This is a genomic window from Rhizobium sp. TAL182 (genome assembly GCF_002117725.1).
In the GTDB taxonomy this organism is placed as follows: Bacteria; Pseudomonadota; Alphaproteobacteria; order Rhizobiales; family Rhizobiaceae; genus Rhizobium; species Rhizobium esperanzae.
The window spans coordinates 136655-152701 of the sequence record NZ_CP021024.1 but is presented as its reverse complement, the minus strand read 5'-3'; the positions used below and the strand labels follow the sequence as shown (position 1 = coordinate 152701).

Below are 16047 nucleotides of genomic sequence, written 5' to 3'. Positions count from 1 at the left end.
AGGGACGGGAACCCTGGAGTAAAGACGGAGAAACAAAACAATGGCAGTCAGTGCGAACCGGCTCGAACTTCTGCAGATCGCAGATGCAGTGGCGCGCGAAAAAGTCATCGACCGGGAGATCGTGCTTGCCGCAATGGCCGATGCCATCCAGAAGGCGGCGCGCTCCCGTTACGGCACCGAATCCAACATCCGGGCCGACATCAATCCGAAGACCGGTGAAATCCGTCTGCAGCGCCTGCTCGAAGTGGTCGACAAGGCCGAGGATTATTCGACGCAGATCCCGCTGGAACTTGCCCGCGACCGCAATCCGGACGCAGCCCTTGGTGATTTCATCGCCGATCCGCTGCCGCCGATGGATTTCGGCCGCATCGCCGCACAGTCCGCCAAGCAGGTGATCGTACAGAAGGTGCGTGAAGCCGAGCGCGACCGCCAGTTCGACGAATTCAAGGATCGCGTCGGCGAAATCGTCAACGGCACCGTCAAGCGTGTCGAATACGGCAACGTCATCGTCGACCTCGGCCGCGGTGAAGGCATCATCCGCCGCGACGAAATGATCCCGCGCGAGAACGTGCGCTATGGCGATCGCGTCCGTGCATACGTATATGATGTCCGTCGCGAGCAGCGCGGTCCGCAGATCTTCCTGTCGCGCACGCATCCGCAGTTCATGGTGAAGCTCTTCACCATGGAAGTGCCCGAGATCTACGACGGCATCATCCAGGTGAAGTCGGTCGCCCGTGATCCGGGCTCGCGCGCCAAGATCGCGGTCATCTCGAACGACAGTTCGATCGATCCGGTCGGCGCCTGCGTCGGTATGCGCGGTTCGCGCGTCCAGGCCGTCGTCGGCGAACTCCAGGGTGAGAAGATCGACATCATTCCCTGGAGCCAGGACCCGGCGACCTTCGTCGTCAACGCCCTGCAGCCGGCGGAAGTGGCCAAGGTCGTTCTCGACGAGGACGCCGAGCGCATCGAAGTCGTCGTTCCCGACGAGCAGCTGTCGCTTGCGATCGGCCGCCGCGGCCAGAACGTCCGCCTCGCTTCGCAGCTGACCGGCTGGGACATCGACATCATGACGGAGGCCGAGGAATCGGAACGCCGTCAGAAGGAATTCAACGAGCGCACCAACCTGTTCATGGATTCGCTCGACGTCGACGAGATGGTCGGCCAGGTTCTGGCGTCGGAAGGCTTTGCCGCCGTCGAAGAACTTGCCTATGTCGATCTCGACGAAATCTCCTCGATCGACGGTTTCGACGAAGAGACGGCGCAGGAAATCCAGCAGCGCGCCCGCGAATTCCTCGAGCGTCTCGAAGCCGAGATGGACGAGAAGCGCAAGGCGCTCGGCGTTGAGGACGAGCTGCGCCAGATCGACGGCATGACCGCCCAGATGATGGTGGCGCTCGGCGAGGACGGCATCAAGACGATCGAGGATTTCGCCGGTTGTGCGGCCGACGATCTCGTCGGCTGGAGCGAACGCAAGAACGGCGAAACGAAGAAATTCGAAGGCCTGTTCTCGAAGTTCGACGTCTCGCGTGTCGAGGCCGAGCAGATGATCGTGCAGGCCCGCCTCGCGGCCGGCTGGATCACCGAAGAGGACCTGGCGAAGGGGACCGAAGAAGAGGTCACCGAAGCCGAACAGGAAGCATGATGACCGCGCATGAGCCGAACGTTCATCCCGAGGACGACGATCTTGCAGGGTATGACGTGAACGGACGCATGTGCATCGTGACGCGCGAAAGCGGATCGCCGGAAGAGCTGATCCGCTTCGTCGCGGCTCCCGACGGAACCGTCGTCGCCGACCTGAAGCGCGAGCTTCCGGGACGCGGCTGCTGGGTGAAGGCCGACCGGTCGCTGGTCGACAGGGCGGTGGCGAAAAAGCTGTTCGCCCGAGCGCTGAAAGCGGACGTGAAGGCGGCGGACGATCTCGGCGCAAGCGTCGACCGGCTGCTGGCGGCGCAAGTGATGCAGATGATGAACATGGCGCGCAAGGCCGGCCAGTTCGTCAGCGGCGCCTCGAAAGTGGATGCCGCGGTCAGAAGCGGAGCAGCCCTTGCGGTGTTCCACGCGACTGACGCGGCGGACGACGGCGTGAGGAAAATCGACCAGGCCCGCAAGGCCTGGCACCTCGGAATGGAGACCGAGGAGGAGATACCTTCCTACCGCTTCTTCTCGGAGAGCGAAATGGAAGGCCTGATGGGCCAGAATGCTTTTATCCATGCCGCAGTGCTTGCAGGGCAGGCGGGTGAGGGTGTAGTGAAGCGCGCAAAGATGCTCGAACAGTACCGTATTGGCGGTCAGTCCCGGGCAGCGGGCGGCGCTGGCCGGCAAAAACAATGAGGCGGTCACCGGCATCGGCCGGTCTCATTCTCATTGATCGACAGTATTTGAACGACAGGGTCTGATCTAGTCATCGCTCCCTGTCCGAAGGAACGGGAACGAATGACCGATAGTAACGACGACAAGACACTCAGCGTAACGGGCAAGAAGACGCTCACCCTGAAACCATCGGGGATGAGCCAGGGTACCGTTCGCCAGGATATGGGTCGGGGTCGCACCAAGGCGGTCGTGGTCGAGACCCGCAAGCGGCGCCCGATGCGCCCGGAAGACGAAAAGCCGATCACGCCTGCGGCCCCCGCAGCCCCGGTTCGCGCAGCCGAACCGGCGCCGGCACCTGCTCAGGCGCGTCCGCAGCAGTCGACGCCGGCTCCGCGGATTCACCAGCCCGGCGGCGGCCAAGGCAACCAGCGTCCGCAGCAGTCCTATCAGCAGCCGCGTCCGAACGATCGCCCGCGTCCTGTCGTGCTGAACCATCTGTCGCCTGAGGAAATGGATGCGCGCCGCCGTGCGCTCGCCGAATCCCAGGCGCGTGACGCCCAGGATGCGATCCGCCGCGCCGAGGAAGAAAAGCGCCGTGCCGCCGAAGAGGCTGTCCGCAAGGCAGCCGAGGCGGAGGAAGCCGCACGCCGAGCCGTCGAAGAGGCAGCCCGGCAGGCCGAAGCCGCCGCCGCTGCTGCCGCCGAGCCGGCTGCCACTGCGGCAGCACCCGCGCCGGCAGCACGCCGGCCTGATGCCGACGGAGCAGCCGCTCGCCCGGCGCCCGGCGCGCCGGCTGGCATTCGGGGCCGTCGCAATGACGGCGACGAGGACGATCGTGGCGCTTCGCGCAGCGGTCCGGCGCGCGGCCGCGTCGTTCGCCCCGAACCCGCAAAGCCGGTGACGACCCGTCCGAAAACGGATGAGGAGCGCCGCCGCGGCAAGCTGACGATCACCACTGCCGATGTGGACGGCGAGGACGCCGGCCGCAGCCGTTCGCTTTCGGCGATGCGCCGCCGGCAGGAGAAGTTCCGCCGCAGCCAAATGCAGGAGACTCGGGAGAAGATTTCCCGCGAAGTCGTCCTGCCGGAGACCATCACCATTCAGGAACTGTCGCAGCGCATGTCCGAACGCGCCGTCGACGTCATCAAGTACCTGATGAAGGAAGGCCAGATGATGAAGCCGGGCGACGTCATCGACGCCGACCTTGCCGAGCTCATCGCCGGCGAATTCGGCCATACCGTCAAGCGTGTCTCTGAATCCGACGTCGAACTCGGCATCTTCGACATCGCCGACGTCGAAGGCGACCGCGTTTCGCGTCCGCCCGTCGTCACCATCATGGGCCACGTCGACCACGGCAAGACCTCGCTGCTCGACGCCATTCGCCATGCCAACGTTGTTGCCGGCGAAGCCGGCGGCATCACCCAGCATATCGGCGCCTATCAGGTGGAGCAGAACGGCCAGAAGATCACCTTCATCGACACCCCCGGCCACGCCGCCTTCACGGCGATGCGTGCCCGCGGCGCGCAGGCGACCGACATCGCGATCCTGGTCGTGGCAGCCGACGACAGCGTCATGCCGCAGACGATCGAATCGATCAATCACGCCAAGGCAGCCGGTGTTCCGATCATCGTGGCGATCAACAAGATCGACAAGCACGAAGCCGATCCGCAGAAGGTGCGCAACCAGCTTCTGCAGCACGAAGTCTTCGTGGAATCGATGGGCGGTGAAACGCTTGACGTCGAAGTCTCGGCCAAAACAGGCAAGAACCTCGACAAGCTGCTCGAAGCCGTTCTGCTGCAGGCGGAAATCCTTGACCTCAAGGCCAATCCGAACCGCACCGCGGAAGGTACCGTCATCGAAGCCCAGCTCGACCGCGGCCGCGGCTCGGTTGCCACGGTTCTCGTTCAGAACGGTACGCTGAAGCCGGGCCAGATCATCGTCGCAGGCGACGTCTGGGGCCGTGTGCGCGCCCTCGTCAACGACAAGGGCGAGCATATGAAGGACGCGCCGCCGGCGATGCCCGTCGAAGTGCTTGGCCTTTCCGGCACGCCGCAGGCGGGTGACAAGTTCGCGGTGGTCGACAGCGAGAGCCGCGCCCGCGAAATCTCGGAATACCGCCAGCGTCTTGCCCGCGACAAGGCGGCTGCCCGCCAGTCGGGCCAGCGCGGTTCGCTGGAACAGATGATGACGCAGATGCAGAGCACCGGCATCAAGGAGTTCCCGCTCGTCATCAAGGGCGACGTGCAGGGCTCGATCGAAGCGATTGCCGGCGCGCTGGAAAAGCTCGGCACCGACGAGGTCCGTGCCCGCATCGTCCATTCGGGCGCAGGCGGCATCACCGAGTCGGATATTTCGCTTGCCGAAGCCTCGAACGCGGCCATCATCGGCTTCAACGTTCGCGCCAATGCGCAGGCGCGCCAGTTCGCCGAACGCCAGGGCATCGAAATCCGCTACTACAACATCATCTACGATCTCGTGGATGACGTGAAGGCAGCGATGTCGGGCCTCCTGTCGCCGGAACGGCGCGAGACCTTTATCGGCAATGCCGAAATCCTGGAGGTGTTCAACATCACCAAGGTCGGCAAGGTCGCCGGTTGCCGCGTCGTCGAAGGCAAGGTCGAGCGCGGGGCGGGTGTGCGCCTCATCCGCAACGACGTCGTCGTTCACGAAGGCAAGCTCAAGACCCTCAAGCGCTTCAAGGACGAAGTCTCGGAAGTGCCGATGGGCCAGGAGTGCGGCATGGCCTTCGAAAACTACGAAGACATGCGCGTCGGCGACGTCATCGAGTGCTTCCGCGTCGAACATATTACGCGCACGCTCTAATCCTCGCCGTTACAGCAGCTTGACAAAAGCCATCCGCTCTCCGGCGGGTGGCTTTTCTACCTGCCGGCTTGACCTTTTCAGCCAAAAGAGTCATGGACGCTCTCCTTTGACGGGTTCGATTCCCAGCCGCATCGGCAAACAGAGATAACAATGACCAGACCAACATCCTCCGCGCCTTCGCAGCGCATGCTGCGCGTTGGCGAACAGGTTCGCGCCGCGATCACCCAGGTGCTGCAGCGCGGCGAAGTGCGTGATGACATCATCGAGGCAACCGTGATTTCGATCTCCGAAGTGCGCATGTCGCCCGATCTCAAGATCGCCACGGCTTATGTGACGCCGCTCGGTGTTTCCGACCACAGCATCGTCATCGAGGCTTTGAACCGCCACGCGAAGTTCATCCGCGGCCGGCTCGGGCCGCAGCTTCGGCAGATGAAATACATGCCGGAGGTACGCTTCCGCGACGATACCAGCTTCGACAATTACAAGAAGATCGACGAGCTGCTGCGTTCGCCCGAGGTGAGCCGAGATCTCGACGGCGACAACGACGAACAATAACAGAAGAGACTGATGTCCAAACCACGCAAACCCAAGGGCCGGCCGATTTCCGGCTGGCTGATTCTCGACAAGCCGGTGGATTTCGGCTCGACGGAAGCCGTTTCGAAGATCAAGTGGCTCTACAAGGCGCAGAAGGCCGGCCATGCCGGCACGCTCGATCCACTGGCCTCCGGCATGCTGCCGATCGCGCTCGGCGATGCGACCAAGACCGTTCCCTATGTGATGGACGGCCGCAAGATCTATGAATTCACGGTGAGCTGGGGCGAGGAGCGCGCCACCGACGATCTCGAAGGCGAGGTCACTGAGAGTTCGGACGAGCGCCCGAGCGAACAGCACATCCGCGACATCCTGCCCAAATATATCGGCACCATCAGCCAGGTGCCGCCGCAGTTTTCCGCCATCAAGATAGCGGGAGAACGCGCCTATGACCTGGCGCGCGATGGCGAAGCCGTGGAGATCCCCTCGCGCGAAGTGGAGATCTTCCGGCTGACCCTGCTTGCCTGCCCGGACGCCAATACCGCACATTTCGAAGTGGAATGCGGCAAGGGCACCTATGTCAGAGCGCTTGCCCGCGATTTCGGCCGTGAGCTCGGCTGCTATGGCCATATATCCGGGCTGCGGCGCACCTTCGTCGCGCCCTTTTCGGAAGAGGCCATGGTGCCGCTCGCAAACCTCGTGGCGCTGGAATCGATCGAGGATATTGATGAGCGGCTCGCCGCCCTTGATGCGCTGCTGATCGACACCTGCGAAGCATTGTCGGCCCTGCCCCATCTCGTCATCAACGACGACCAGGCGCACCGGCTGAAGATGGGCAATCCGATCCTGGTGCGCGGCCGCGATGCGCCGATTGCCGAAAGCGAAGCCTATGCGACGGCACGCGGCAGGCTGATCGCGATCGGCGAAATCGGCCAGGGCGAGTTTCGACCGAAGCGGGTTTTCGCCTGAGTCCGTACCACTGACGATTGTCAAGCGGTAGCGATGCGATATCCTTGCCCTTGGGCCATGGCGGCCCGAGGGGAAAACCATGCGTAGAATTGCGAAAGTCCTGACGTTCTTTTCGTTATTCCTGATCATTGCCGGCGCCAAAGCCACCGAACGATGGGCCGAGCTTCCCGCATTTCCTTCAATGCCGACGCCGAAGACCAGCGGCATGGCCGATGTGAACGACATCAAGATGTATTACGCCGAATATGGTGAAGGCGATCCGATCCTCTTCATCCATGGCGGTCTTGGAAATGCCAACGTCTGGGGGCATCAGGTGGCGGAGTTTGCCAGGGATCATCTGGTCATCGTCGCCGACAGCCGCGGTCACGGCCGGTCGACACGCAGCGGGCAGCCTTTCGGCTACGATCTGATGACCTCGGACTACGTTGCCCTTCTCCACTATCTGAAGATCGACAAGGTGACGCTCGTGGGGTGGTCGGACGGCGGCATCATCGGCATCGACATGGCGATGAACCATCCGGAAAAGCTGATCCGCGTCATTGCCCAGGCGGCCAACGTGACGACTGATGGCGTCAAGGACGACGCTCTGACCAACAAGACCTTCAAAGAATACATCAACGTCGCCGGCGACCAGTACAGGAAGCTTTCGCCGACGCCGAACGACTACGATACCGTCTACACGCAGATCTCCAAGATGTGGGCGACCCAGCCGACCTGGACAGCCGCCGATCTTGCGAAGATCTCGGTTCCGATCACGCTTGCGATCGGCGATCACGATGAAGCGGTCAAGCTCGATCATACGGAGATGATGGCAAAGGAGATTCCGGACGCCAAACTCGTGATTCTTAGGGATGTGAGCCATTTCGCCATGCTGCAGGATGCTGAGGGTTATAACGGGATGATCCGGGATGCGATGGCGAGCCATTAAGGCCGCCAGAATACTCCCTCTTTCCATCGCTGCATATTTGGTTTATAGGCAGCGCCAGCGTCAGGTCCGCCTGCTCGCATTCACGGCCAAAGCTGGACGGCATCCCGGCTTTTGGCGACCTCTCCTCCTCTCATAGAAAGGAACATCCGATGTCGATCACTGCTGAGCGCAAGGCTGCGCTGATCAAGGAATATGCAACCGCCGAAGGCGATACCGGTTCTCCGGAAGTTCAGGTTGCGATCCTGACAGAACGCATCAACAACCTGACCGAACACTTCAAGGACCACAAGAAGGATAACCATTCCCGCCGTGGCCTGCTGACGATGGTTTCGAGCCGCCGCTCGCTTCTTGATTATCTCAAGAAGAAGGATGAAGGCCGCTATTCCAAGCTGATCAACAGCCTGGGTATCCGCCGCTAAAATTGTCCGGCGGGCGCTTTTAAGCGTCCGCCGGATCTGTTTCGGGACGATGTTCCGATGAAATGTTCCAGCCGCGCCCTATCTCAAGCGGTGGAACGACCGGCAGACCCGGATGGGCCGGTTCTGCCAAACCAACCGCTGACCTGTCATGGGGCAGGATTGCCGGATGCTTTCGGCCAGAGCTTTTCGAGGCTTTGGCCCAGTTTCTCAGAAAACTTATGTTTTCGGGAAACTGAGGTTTCCACCGAGGACCTGGAATGAAGCCTCCCGTTGTCTTGCCCGTGATACGTCACATTGATTGCGGTCGACTGTGCGCTGCGCCCTGATATCGGCGATGGCGCGTGCTCCCGCATTGAAGGACAAGATATGTTTGATACACACACCGTGGAAATCGAGTGGGCCGGCCGCCCGCTGAAGCTCGAAACCGGCAAGATCGCCCGTCAGGCCGACGGCGCGGTTCTCGCCACCTACGGCGAAACCGTCGTTCTCGCCACCGTCGTTTCGGCCAAGGCGCCGAAGCCCGGCCAGGACTTCTTTCCGCTGACCGTCAACTACCAGGAAAAGACCTACGCAGCCGGCAAGATCCCCGGCGGCTATTTCAAGCGCGAAGGACGCCCGAGCGAAAACGAGACCCTCGTTTCCCGCCTGATCGACCGTCCGATCCGCCCGCTCTTCCCGGAAGGCTACAAGAACGACACGCAGGTCGTCGTCACCGTCGTCCAGCACGACCTTGAAAACAATCCCGACATCCTGTCCATGATCGCCTCTTCGGCGGCGCTGACGCTTTCCGGCGTTCCCTTCATGGGCCCGGTCGGCGGCGCACGCGTCGGCTACATCAATGGCGAATATGTTCTCAACCCGCATCTCGACGAGATGGATGAGTCGAGCCTCGACCTCGTCGTCGCCGGCACCTACGACGCCGTGCTGATGGTCGAGTCCGAAGCCAAGGAACTGCCCGAAGACGTCATGCTCGGCGCCGTCATGTTCGGCCACAAGGGCTTCCAGCCGGTTCTCGACGCGATCATCAAGCTCGCCGAAGTCGCCGCCAAGGAGCCACGCGACTTCCAGCCGGAAGACTATTCCGAGCTCGAAGGCGAGATGCTGAAGCATTTCGAGGGCGAACTCCGCGAAGCTTACAAGATCACCCAGAAGGCCGACCGCTACGCCGCCGTCGACGCCGTCAAGGCAAAGGTCAAGGCGCATTTCCTCCCCGAGGAAGGCGAAGCCAAGTATACGGCCGAAGAAGTCGGCGCGATCTTCAAGCACCTGCAGGCCAAGATCGTCCGCTGGAACATCCTCGACACCAAGAGCCGCATCGACGGCCGCGACCTTGAAACCGTTCGTCCGATCGTTTCGGAAGTCGGCCTTCTGCCGCGCACGCACGGTTCGGCGCTCTTCACGCGCGGCGAAACGCAGGCAATCGTGGTTGCCACGCTCGGCACCGGCGAAGACGAGCAGTATGTCGACAGCCTGACCGGCATGTACAAGGAACGCTTCCTGCTCCATTACAACTTCCCTCCCTTCTCGGTTGGTGAGACCGGCCGCATGGGTTCCCCGGGTCGCCGCGAGATCGGCCACGGCAAGCTCGCTTGGCGTGCGATCCGTCCGATGCTGCCGTCGGCTGAGCAGTTCCCCTACACGCTGCGCGTCGTTTCCGAGATCACCGAATCCAACGGCTCGTCCTCGATGGCAACCGTCTGCGGCACGTCGCTGGCGCTGATGGATGCAGGTGTCCCGCTCGCAAAGCCGGTTGCCGGCATCGCCATGGGCCTGATCCTCGAAGGCGATCGCTTCGCCGTCCTCTCCGACATTCTCGGTGACGAAGACCACCTCGGCGACATGGACTTCAAGGTTGCCGGTACGGCCGATGGCATCACTTCGCTGCAGATGGACATCAAGATCGCCGGCATCACCGAAGAGATCATGAAGGTTGCTCTCGGCCAGGCCAAGGGCGGTCGCGCCCATATCCTCGGTGAAATGGCCAAGGCCATCACCGAAAGCCGCGGCCAGCTCGGCGAATTCGCTCCGCGCATCGAAGTGATGAACATCCCGGTCGACAAGATCCGCGAAGTCATCGGCTCCGGCGGCAAGGTCATCCGCGAAATCGTCGAGAAGACCGGCGCGAAGATCAACATCGAGGACGACGGCACCGTTAAGATCGCCTCCTCTTCCGGCAAGGAAATCGAAGCGGCCCGCAAGTGGATCCATTCGATCGTCGCCGAGCCTGAAATCGGCCAGATCTACGAAGGCACTGTCGTCAAGACCGCCGACTTCGGCGCCTTCGTCAATTTCTTCGGCGCCCGCGACGGCCTCGTCCACATCTCGCAGCTCGCTTCCGAGCGCGTCGCCAAGACGACCGACGTCGTCAAGGAAGGCGACAAGGTTTGGGTCAAGCTGCTCGGCTTCGACGAACGCGGCAAGGTTCGCCTGTCGATGAAGGTCGTCGACCAAGCCACCGGCCAGGAGATCCCGAACGAGAAGAAGAAGGAAGAAGCGGCCGAATAAACCGCATCTGTCCGTTTTAATTCCGGGCGCGGGAATCTTCCGCGCCCTTTTTCTATTGCAAATGAGACGAGATCGATGAGCCGCGAAACGCTGAAGACCCTGTTCCATCCCTTTGCGAGCGGCACGATCCAGCCGCCCGGCGAGGCCGAGCGTGTGCTCTTTCTCGGCGCCGAGGCCGGTTTTGCGCTGCCGGAAGGTTTTGCCGCCGCGCTCAGCGCCGTCCAGGGCTTCCGGCCGCTCTACCGCCAGCTGCTGGCGCAGCGGATCGAAGCCACACCTGAGATCGGCGGTGAGGGCTATGACGCAGCACTCGTGCTCTGCACCAAGCACAAGGGCGAGAACGAGGCCAATCTCGCCGCCGCGATCACCCGCACGCGGGCCGGCGGCCTGATCGTCGTTGCCGGCGCCAAGGAAGACGGCATCCAGCCGCTGCGCAAGCGCATGGAAGGATTCGGCCTCGCCATCGACCATATGCCGAAATATCACGGCGTGGCCTTCTGGTTCGGCCGGCCGGCAGAAACCGGCGAAATCGTCTCCAAGCTGGCGAAGGCGCCGGTGCGCGTCGACGATCGCTTCCATGCGGCTGCCGGCATGTTCTCGCACGACCGGATCGATGCCGGCTCGGAACTGCTCGCCTCGCGCCTGCCGCAGGATTTTGCCGGCGACGTCGCGGATTTCGGCGCGGGGTGGGGCTATCTCTCCGTCGAGATGGCGCAAAGATCGCCTGGAATTGCCCGCCTTGACCTCTACGAGGCCAACCACGCCGCTTTGGAGGCCGCCAAAGACAATCTGGCGGAGAACTGCCCAAACGCGCCTGTGCGCTTCTTATGGCACGATCTGGCGAGCGAGCCGGTCAAGGACAAATACGACCTCGTCATCATGAACCCGCCCTTCCATGAGGGCCACGCCGCCGAGCCTTCGCTCGGCCAGGCGATGATCAAGGCCGCAGCATCCGCCCTTCGCGGTAACGGCCGGCTGATGCTCGTCGCCAATCGCGGCCTGCCTTACGAGCCGGTTCTGGCGGCCAATTTCAAGGAAAGCGGCGAAACCTGCCGCAATGCGCGCTTCAAGGTGCTGTGGGCGAAGAAGTAAGCTGTCCGCATTGGCAGCCTCGAGTGATCTGCTAGACTTGCTGCAGATGGAGAAATTACAGGGGAGAGGGATGGAGACTGAAGCCAACAAGGCGCTCGTCATGGCGTATGTCGAGGCATTCAATCGCTTCGACATGGTCGCACTGCGCGAACTGTTTGCCGCCGATGCGCGGATTTACGGTGTTCTGGGGTATGGTGGTCTGGACGACGTCGAACCCATCTGGCGCGAGCTTCACGAGGGCATGAATATAAACCTCGAGATCCTCGATATTGCCGCGGAGGGAACGAATGTCGTGGTCCGCTACCGGGAAACCGGGCGCTACTCCGGTTTCTTTCGCGGTCTCGTGGGGCATGACCCGACCGGCAAAAGCTACGAAGTCACAGCAATGGAATGGTTCGTTGTCGAAAACGGAAAGATTGCGACCCGCTGGGGCGCCAGGGATTCGGCGGCTATCTTGCGGCAGGTCATTCATCCCTAGAGCATTTCAGCTTTTAACGGAAGCATAGCCTGCGTTTCGGAAGTAGTTTGAGCATTCGTCTGGTGCAATGGCTCTGGTGAGGAATCCGATGTGCCTCCAGGTGTCCTCGATTGTTCGCTTTTGGGCGTGGCGCATCCAGTGCTTTACCTTTGAGAAGGCCTGCTCGATCGGATTGAGGTCCGGAGAATATGGCGGCAGATACCAGAGGCGCGCACCGGCGGCTCGGATCATCTGTCGGATAGCGTCGGACTTGTGGGAGCCAAGGTTGTCCATGATGACGATATCGCCAGGCTTGAGGACCGGCACAAGCAGTTGTTCGACATAGGCGCGGAAGCATTGCCCGTTGATCGGCCCGTCGAAGACGCAAGGGGCGGTCAAACGATCGTACCTGAGAGCCCCGAGGAAGGTTAGAGTGCGCCAATGGCCGTGAGGGGCAAAGCCACGCAAGCGCTTTCCTTTCTCTCCCCAGCCATAGAGTGGCGCCATATTGGTCTTGATCCAGGTTTCATCGATGAAGACCAATCGTTTGGGATCGAGACGATCTTGCAAGCCGCGCCAGCGTTGCCTGCGGCGAGCGATGTCAGCGCGGGCCTGCTCAAGGGCAAACAGCGTTTTTTTTGAAGCGCAGTCCTTCGCGGCGTAGATACTTCCAGATCGTGTCGTGGGAGACCTTTACACCCTTCGATGCCAACTCCGCCTTCAGTCCATGCAGCGACAGATTCGGGGTCTGGTGGAGCCGCTCGAGGATGAAAGCGCGATGTGGCGCAAGAACGAACTTGCGATGACCGCCCATCTTTGAGGGCGCAACCGAGCCGCTCGACCGATAGCGTTGCGACCATTTCACAGCCGAAGACACGGCAATCCCGAACCGCGCAGCGACGGATCGGCAGCTCTCACCGGCGACAATTGCCATCACAACGCGCTCGCGCAGATCATTCGAAAGAGGTGCTGTCATCCGATGCTGGCCTCCTTTTCCAGCCAGCATCTTGAATCACAAATCCGAAGCCTTGGGAATCCCACGGGATTCAATAAAAAACGGAAACGCTCTAGAGCAATTCCAGCAAAAGTGTGTAGTGGGTTTTGCGTTCGGGACTGCGTGAAAACAAAGAGATAGAGCACTTCCGTGATTCGAAGAAAAACGGAAGTGCTCTAGAGGATGAGTCTTGAAGAAAAGCCGGGCTCGCCTCAAGCCCGGCTTTCTGTCTTTATTCCACGTCTGCCCTGCGCAGCGCTTCGAGCGTCGGCATGGAGGTGATGTTGAAGCCGGCATCGACGAAATGGATCTCGCCGGTGACCCCGGCGGAGAGGTCGGAGAGCAGGTAAAGCGCCGAACTGCCGACCTGATCGATGGTTACTGTCCTGCGCAGCGGCGCGTTCCGCTGGTTCCAGGAGAGGATCGCGCGTGCGTCCGAAATGCCGGCGCCGGCAAGCGTGCGGATCGGGCCGGCGGAAATCGCATTGACGCGGATGCCCCGCGGGCCGTAGTCGGCGGCGAGATAACGAACCGAAGCCTCGAGCGCCGCCTTGGCGACGCCCATGACGTTGTAATTCGGAATAACGCGCGTCGAGCCGTTATAGGTCAGTGTCAGCATCGCGCCACTGCCTTCCATCAGCGGTGCGCAGCGCCTGGCGATCTCGGTGAAGGAGAAGCAGGAGATGACCATGGTGCGGCTGAAATTCTCCCGCGTCGTATCGGCGTAGAGGCCCTTCAGCTCGTTCTTGTCGGAGAAGCCGATGGCATGGACGATAAAATCGAGCTTGCCCCAGCGCTCGCCGAGCGAGTCGACTACAGCGTCGACGGACGCAATGTCCTCGACGTCGCAAGGCAGCACGAAATCCGAGCCGACTTCGGCGGCCAGCGGCCTGACGCGCTTGCCGAGCGCATCGCCCTGATAGGTGAAGGCGAGTTCCGCACCCTGTGCGGCGAGCGCTTTTGAAATCCCCCAGGCAATCGAATGGTTGTTTGCGACGCCCATGATGAGGCCGCGCTTACCCTGCATAATTCCAGTCATGTTGTTATCCGTTATAGCGCTGGAAGACGAGCGTGGCGTTCGTCCCGCCGAAGCCGAAGGAATTGGAGAGAGCGATATCGATCTTCGCATCGTCGATACGCTTGCGCACGATCGGCACGCCTTCGAATTCGGGATCGAGCTCGGTTATATGGGCGCTTTCGCCGATGAAACCTTGCTGCATCATCAGCAGGGAATAGATCGATTCCTGCACGCCGGCCGCACCGAGCGAATGGCCGGTCAGCGACTTGGTCGACTGGATATGCGGGATCTTGGTGCCGAACACCTCGCGGATGGCGCCGATTTCCTTGCTGTCGCCGACCGGCGTCGACGTGCCGTGGGTGTTGATATAGTCGACATCGCCTTTGACGGTGGAAAGCGCCTGGCGCATGCAGCGGATAGCGCCCTCGCCCGAGGGAGCGACCATGTCGTAACCATCAGAGGTGGCGCCGTAGCCGACGATTTCGGCGTAGATTTTGGCGCCGCGAGCCTTGGCGTGCTCCAGCTCCTCCAGCACCAGCACGCCGGCGCCGCCGGCGATGACGAAACCGTCGCGGTTGACGTCATAGGCGCGCGAGGCGGTATCGGGCGTGTCGTTGTACTTGGAGGACATCGCGCCCATGGCGTCGAAGAGATTGGACATCGTCCAGTCGAGATCTTCGTGGCCGCCGGCAAACATCATGTCCTGCTTGCCCCACTGGATCATTTCAGCGGCGTTGCCGATGCAATGGGCAGAGGTCGAGCAGGCCGACGAGATCGAATAATTGACGCCGTGGATCTTGAACCAGGTGGCGAGTGTGGCCGACGCGGTGGAGGACATCGCCTTCGGCACGGCGAAGGGACCAATGCGCTTCGGGCTATTGTTCTTGACGGTGATCTCGGCCGCCTCGATGAGCGTGCGGGTTGACGGTCCGCCGGATCCCATGATGATGCCGGCGCGTTCGTTCTGGGCGTAGTCCTTCTCTTCCAGACCGGAATCGGCGATCGCCTGCTTCATGGCGACATGGTTCCAGGCGCCGCCCTGCGACAGGAAGCGCATGGCGCGGCGATCGACCAGTTCCGCAAGCTCCGTCTGGCCGAGCTTGGGGCTGCCCCAGACCTGGCATTTGAAGCCGTGTTCGGCGAAATCATTGGAAAAGGAGATACCCGACTTTGCCTGGCGCAAGGATTCGGTGACTTCGGCCGCATCGCTTCCGATCGAGGAAACGATACCCAGACCCGTGACAACTACCCGTCTCATCTGATCAAACCTTTGTTGTTTTCGTCAGCCGCTCGAAATGCGGTTTCAGGCGGTCTTGTCTTTCGATAGACCGACGCGAAGGTCGGACGCCTGGTATATGGTCTCGCCATCCGCCTTCAGCCAGCCGTCGGCCGTGCCGAGCACAAGGCGACCGCGCATGACGCGCTTGAAGTCGATGCCGTATTCGATCAGCTTCGTATGCGGCCGGACCATGCCCTTGAATTTCACTTCGCCGGTTGAAAGCGCCATGCCCCGACCTTCCTCGCCGAGCCAGCCCAGGAAGAAACCGGTCAGCTGCCACATGCCGTCGAGGCCGAGGCAGCCCGGCATGATCGGATTGCCTTCGAAATGGCAGGGAAAGTACCAGTCGTCGGGGCGCACGTCGTATTCGGCCCTGAGATAGCCCTTGTCGAAGGCGCCGCCCGTTTCGGAAATGTCGGTGATGCGGTGAACCATCAGCATGGGCGGCAGCGGCAGCTGCGCATTGCCGGGTCCGAACAGCTCGCCATGGGCGCAAGCGATGAGTTCTTCATACGAGAAGCTGGACTGTCTGGTGGTCATAAAATTTCTTTTTCCCCCCCGCGTGAAGCCGATGGATGTGAACGTGTAGTCCAAGTTCTTCAGAAAATGAAGCACAAGCAAGGCAGCTTCATTCATCGGCTTGGACCAGGCTTACGCCATTATTTGGTGGTCGCATACAGGAAGGCCAGAGCTGCGACCAGACCTATTTGCATCAAAAGCCC

14 protein-coding genes are annotated in these 16047 nt (G+C 61.6%); 10 read left to right on the top strand and 4 right to left on the bottom strand.

The window, feature by feature from the left end:
- Positions 1-40: 40 nt before the first annotated feature.
- The 10 genes from nusA (at position 41) to Tal182_RS00710 (ending at position 12055) form a co-directional block, all read left to right on the top strand.
- On the top strand, positions 41-1642 hold the full coding sequence (gene nusA, locus Tal182_RS00755) for a transcription termination factor NusA (RefSeq protein ID WP_064800221.1): 1602 nt from the start codon (positions 41-43) through the stop codon (positions 1640-1642).
- On the top strand, positions 1639-2331 hold the full coding sequence (locus Tal182_RS00750; RefSeq protein WP_170965915.1) for an RNA-binding protein: 693 nt from the start codon (positions 1639-1641) through the stop codon (positions 2329-2331). Before nusA ends, Tal182_RS00750 begins: the two co-directional genes overlap by 4 nt.
- Positions 2332-2433: 102 nt before the next feature.
- A complete protein-coding gene (gene infB / locus Tal182_RS00745) occupies positions 2434-5133 on the top strand; it encodes a translation initiation factor IF-2 (protein WP_085857763.1) in 2700 nt (899 codons plus the stop codon).
- 150 nt (positions 5134-5283) lie between these two features.
- Positions 5284-5688: a 30S ribosome-binding factor RbfA gene (gene rbfA / locus Tal182_RS00740; protein WP_009993666.1), complete on the top strand. Its 405-nt coding sequence runs from the start codon at positions 5284-5286 to the stop codon at positions 5686-5688.
- A gap of 12 nt (positions 5689-5700) precedes the next feature.
- The gene (gene truB, locus Tal182_RS00735) at positions 5701-6633 is read left to right on the top strand and encodes a tRNA pseudouridine(55) synthase TruB (RefSeq protein WP_085857762.1); all 933 of its coding nucleotides are present in this window, start codon (positions 5701-5703) and stop codon (positions 6631-6633) included.
- Between the two features lie 79 nt (positions 6634-6712).
- Positions 6713-7561, top strand: a complete 849-nt coding sequence (locus Tal182_RS00730) for an alpha/beta hydrolase (protein WP_085857761.1) — start codon at positions 6713-6715, stop codon at positions 7559-7561.
- 149 nt (positions 7562-7710) lie between these two features.
- The gene (gene rpsO, locus Tal182_RS00725; RefSeq protein WP_009997779.1) at positions 7711-7980 is read left to right on the top strand and encodes a 30S ribosomal protein S15; all 270 of its coding nucleotides are present in this window, start codon (positions 7711-7713) and stop codon (positions 7978-7980) included.
- Between the two features lie 366 nt (positions 7981-8346).
- Positions 8347-10485 carry a polyribonucleotide nucleotidyltransferase gene (gene pnp / locus Tal182_RS00720; protein ID WP_085857760.1) on the top strand — a complete coding sequence of 713 codons (2139 nt, stop codon included), beginning with the start codon at positions 8347-8349 and terminating at the stop codon, positions 10483-10485.
- A 75-nt stretch (positions 10486-10560) separates the two neighbouring features.
- On the top strand, positions 10561-11577 hold the full coding sequence (locus tag Tal182_RS00715; protein WP_085857759.1) for a class I SAM-dependent methyltransferase: 1017 nt from the start codon (positions 10561-10563) through the stop codon (positions 11575-11577).
- 70 nt (positions 11578-11647) lie between these two features.
- On the top strand, positions 11648-12055 hold the full coding sequence (locus Tal182_RS00710) for an ester cyclase (RefSeq protein ID WP_085857758.1): 408 nt from the start codon (positions 11648-11650) through the stop codon (positions 12053-12055).
- A 6-nt stretch (positions 12056-12061) separates the two neighbouring features.
- Here Tal182_RS00710 and Tal182_RS00705 read toward each other — a convergent pair.
- The 4 genes from Tal182_RS00705 to fabA form a co-directional block, all read right to left on the bottom strand.
- A protein-coding gene (locus tag Tal182_RS00705; RefSeq protein WP_094299087.1) for an IS630 family transposase occupies positions 12062-13010 on the bottom strand; the annotation gives its coding sequence in 2 pieces (ribosomal slippage) (positions 12062-12673 and positions 12675-13010; 948 coding nt in all).
- Between the two features lie 250 nt (positions 13011-13260).
- Positions 13261-14067, bottom strand: a complete 807-nt coding sequence (gene fabI, locus Tal182_RS00700; protein WP_085857757.1) for an enoyl-ACP reductase FabI — start codon at positions 14065-14067, stop codon at positions 13261-13263.
- Positions 14068-14071: 4 nt separating this feature from the next.
- The gene (fabB, locus tag Tal182_RS00695; protein WP_085857756.1) at positions 14072-15304 is read right to left on the bottom strand and encodes a beta-ketoacyl-ACP synthase I; all 1233 of its coding nucleotides are present in this window, start codon (positions 15302-15304) and stop codon (positions 14072-14074) included.
- 45 nt (positions 15305-15349) lie between these two features.
- Complete coding sequence (fabA, locus tag Tal182_RS00690; protein WP_020920068.1) at positions 15350-15865, bottom strand: 3-hydroxyacyl-[acyl-carrier-protein] dehydratase FabA; 516 nt, start codon at positions 15863-15865, stop codon at positions 15350-15352.
- Positions 15866-16047: the final 182 nt, after the last annotated feature.

What these genes read in the sequence shown, in the direction of transcription:
- Tal182_RS00730 (WP_085857761.1), top strand. Translation starts at nt 6,713, where the DNA reads ATGCGTAGAATTGCGAAAGTCCTGACGTTCTTTTCGTTATTCCTGATC.
- fabB (WP_085857756.1), bottom strand. Translation starts at nt 15,304, where the DNA reads ATGAGACGGGTAGTTGTCACGGGTCTGGGTATCGTTTCCTCGATCGGA.
- Tal182_RS00710 (WP_085857758.1), top strand. Translation starts at nt 11,648, where the DNA reads ATGGAGACTGAAGCCAACAAGGCGCTCGTCATGGCGTATGTCGAGGCA.
- rbfA (WP_009993666.1), top strand. Translation starts at nt 5,284, where the DNA reads ATGACCAGACCAACATCCTCCGCGCCTTCGCAGCGCATGCTGCGCGTT.
- rpsO (WP_009997779.1), top strand. Translation starts at nt 7,711, where the DNA reads ATGTCGATCACTGCTGAGCGCAAGGCTGCGCTGATCAAGGAATATGCA.
- Tal182_RS00750 (WP_170965915.1), top strand. Translation starts at nt 1,639, where the DNA reads ATGATGACCGCGCATGAGCCGAACGTTCATCCCGAGGACGACGATCTT.
- truB (WP_085857762.1), top strand. Translation starts at nt 5,701, where the DNA reads ATGTCCAAACCACGCAAACCCAAGGGCCGGCCGATTTCCGGCTGGCTG.
- nusA (WP_064800221.1), top strand. Translation starts at nt 41, where the DNA reads ATGGCAGTCAGTGCGAACCGGCTCGAACTTCTGCAGATCGCAGATGCA.
- fabA (WP_020920068.1), bottom strand. Translation starts at nt 15,865, where the DNA reads ATGACCACCAGACAGTCCAGCTTCTCGTATGAAGAACTCATCGCTTGC.
- pnp (WP_085857760.1), top strand. Translation starts at nt 8,347, where the DNA reads ATGTTTGATACACACACCGTGGAAATCGAGTGGGCCGGCCGCCCGCTG.
- fabI (WP_085857757.1), bottom strand. Translation starts at nt 14,067, where the DNA reads ATGACTGGAATTATGCAGGGTAAGCGCGGCCTCATCATGGGCGTCGCA.
- infB (WP_085857763.1), top strand. Translation starts at nt 2,434, where the DNA reads ATGACCGATAGTAACGACGACAAGACACTCAGCGTAACGGGCAAGAAG.
- Tal182_RS00715 (WP_085857759.1), top strand. Translation starts at nt 10,561, where the DNA reads ATGAGCCGCGAAACGCTGAAGACCCTGTTCCATCCCTTTGCGAGCGGC.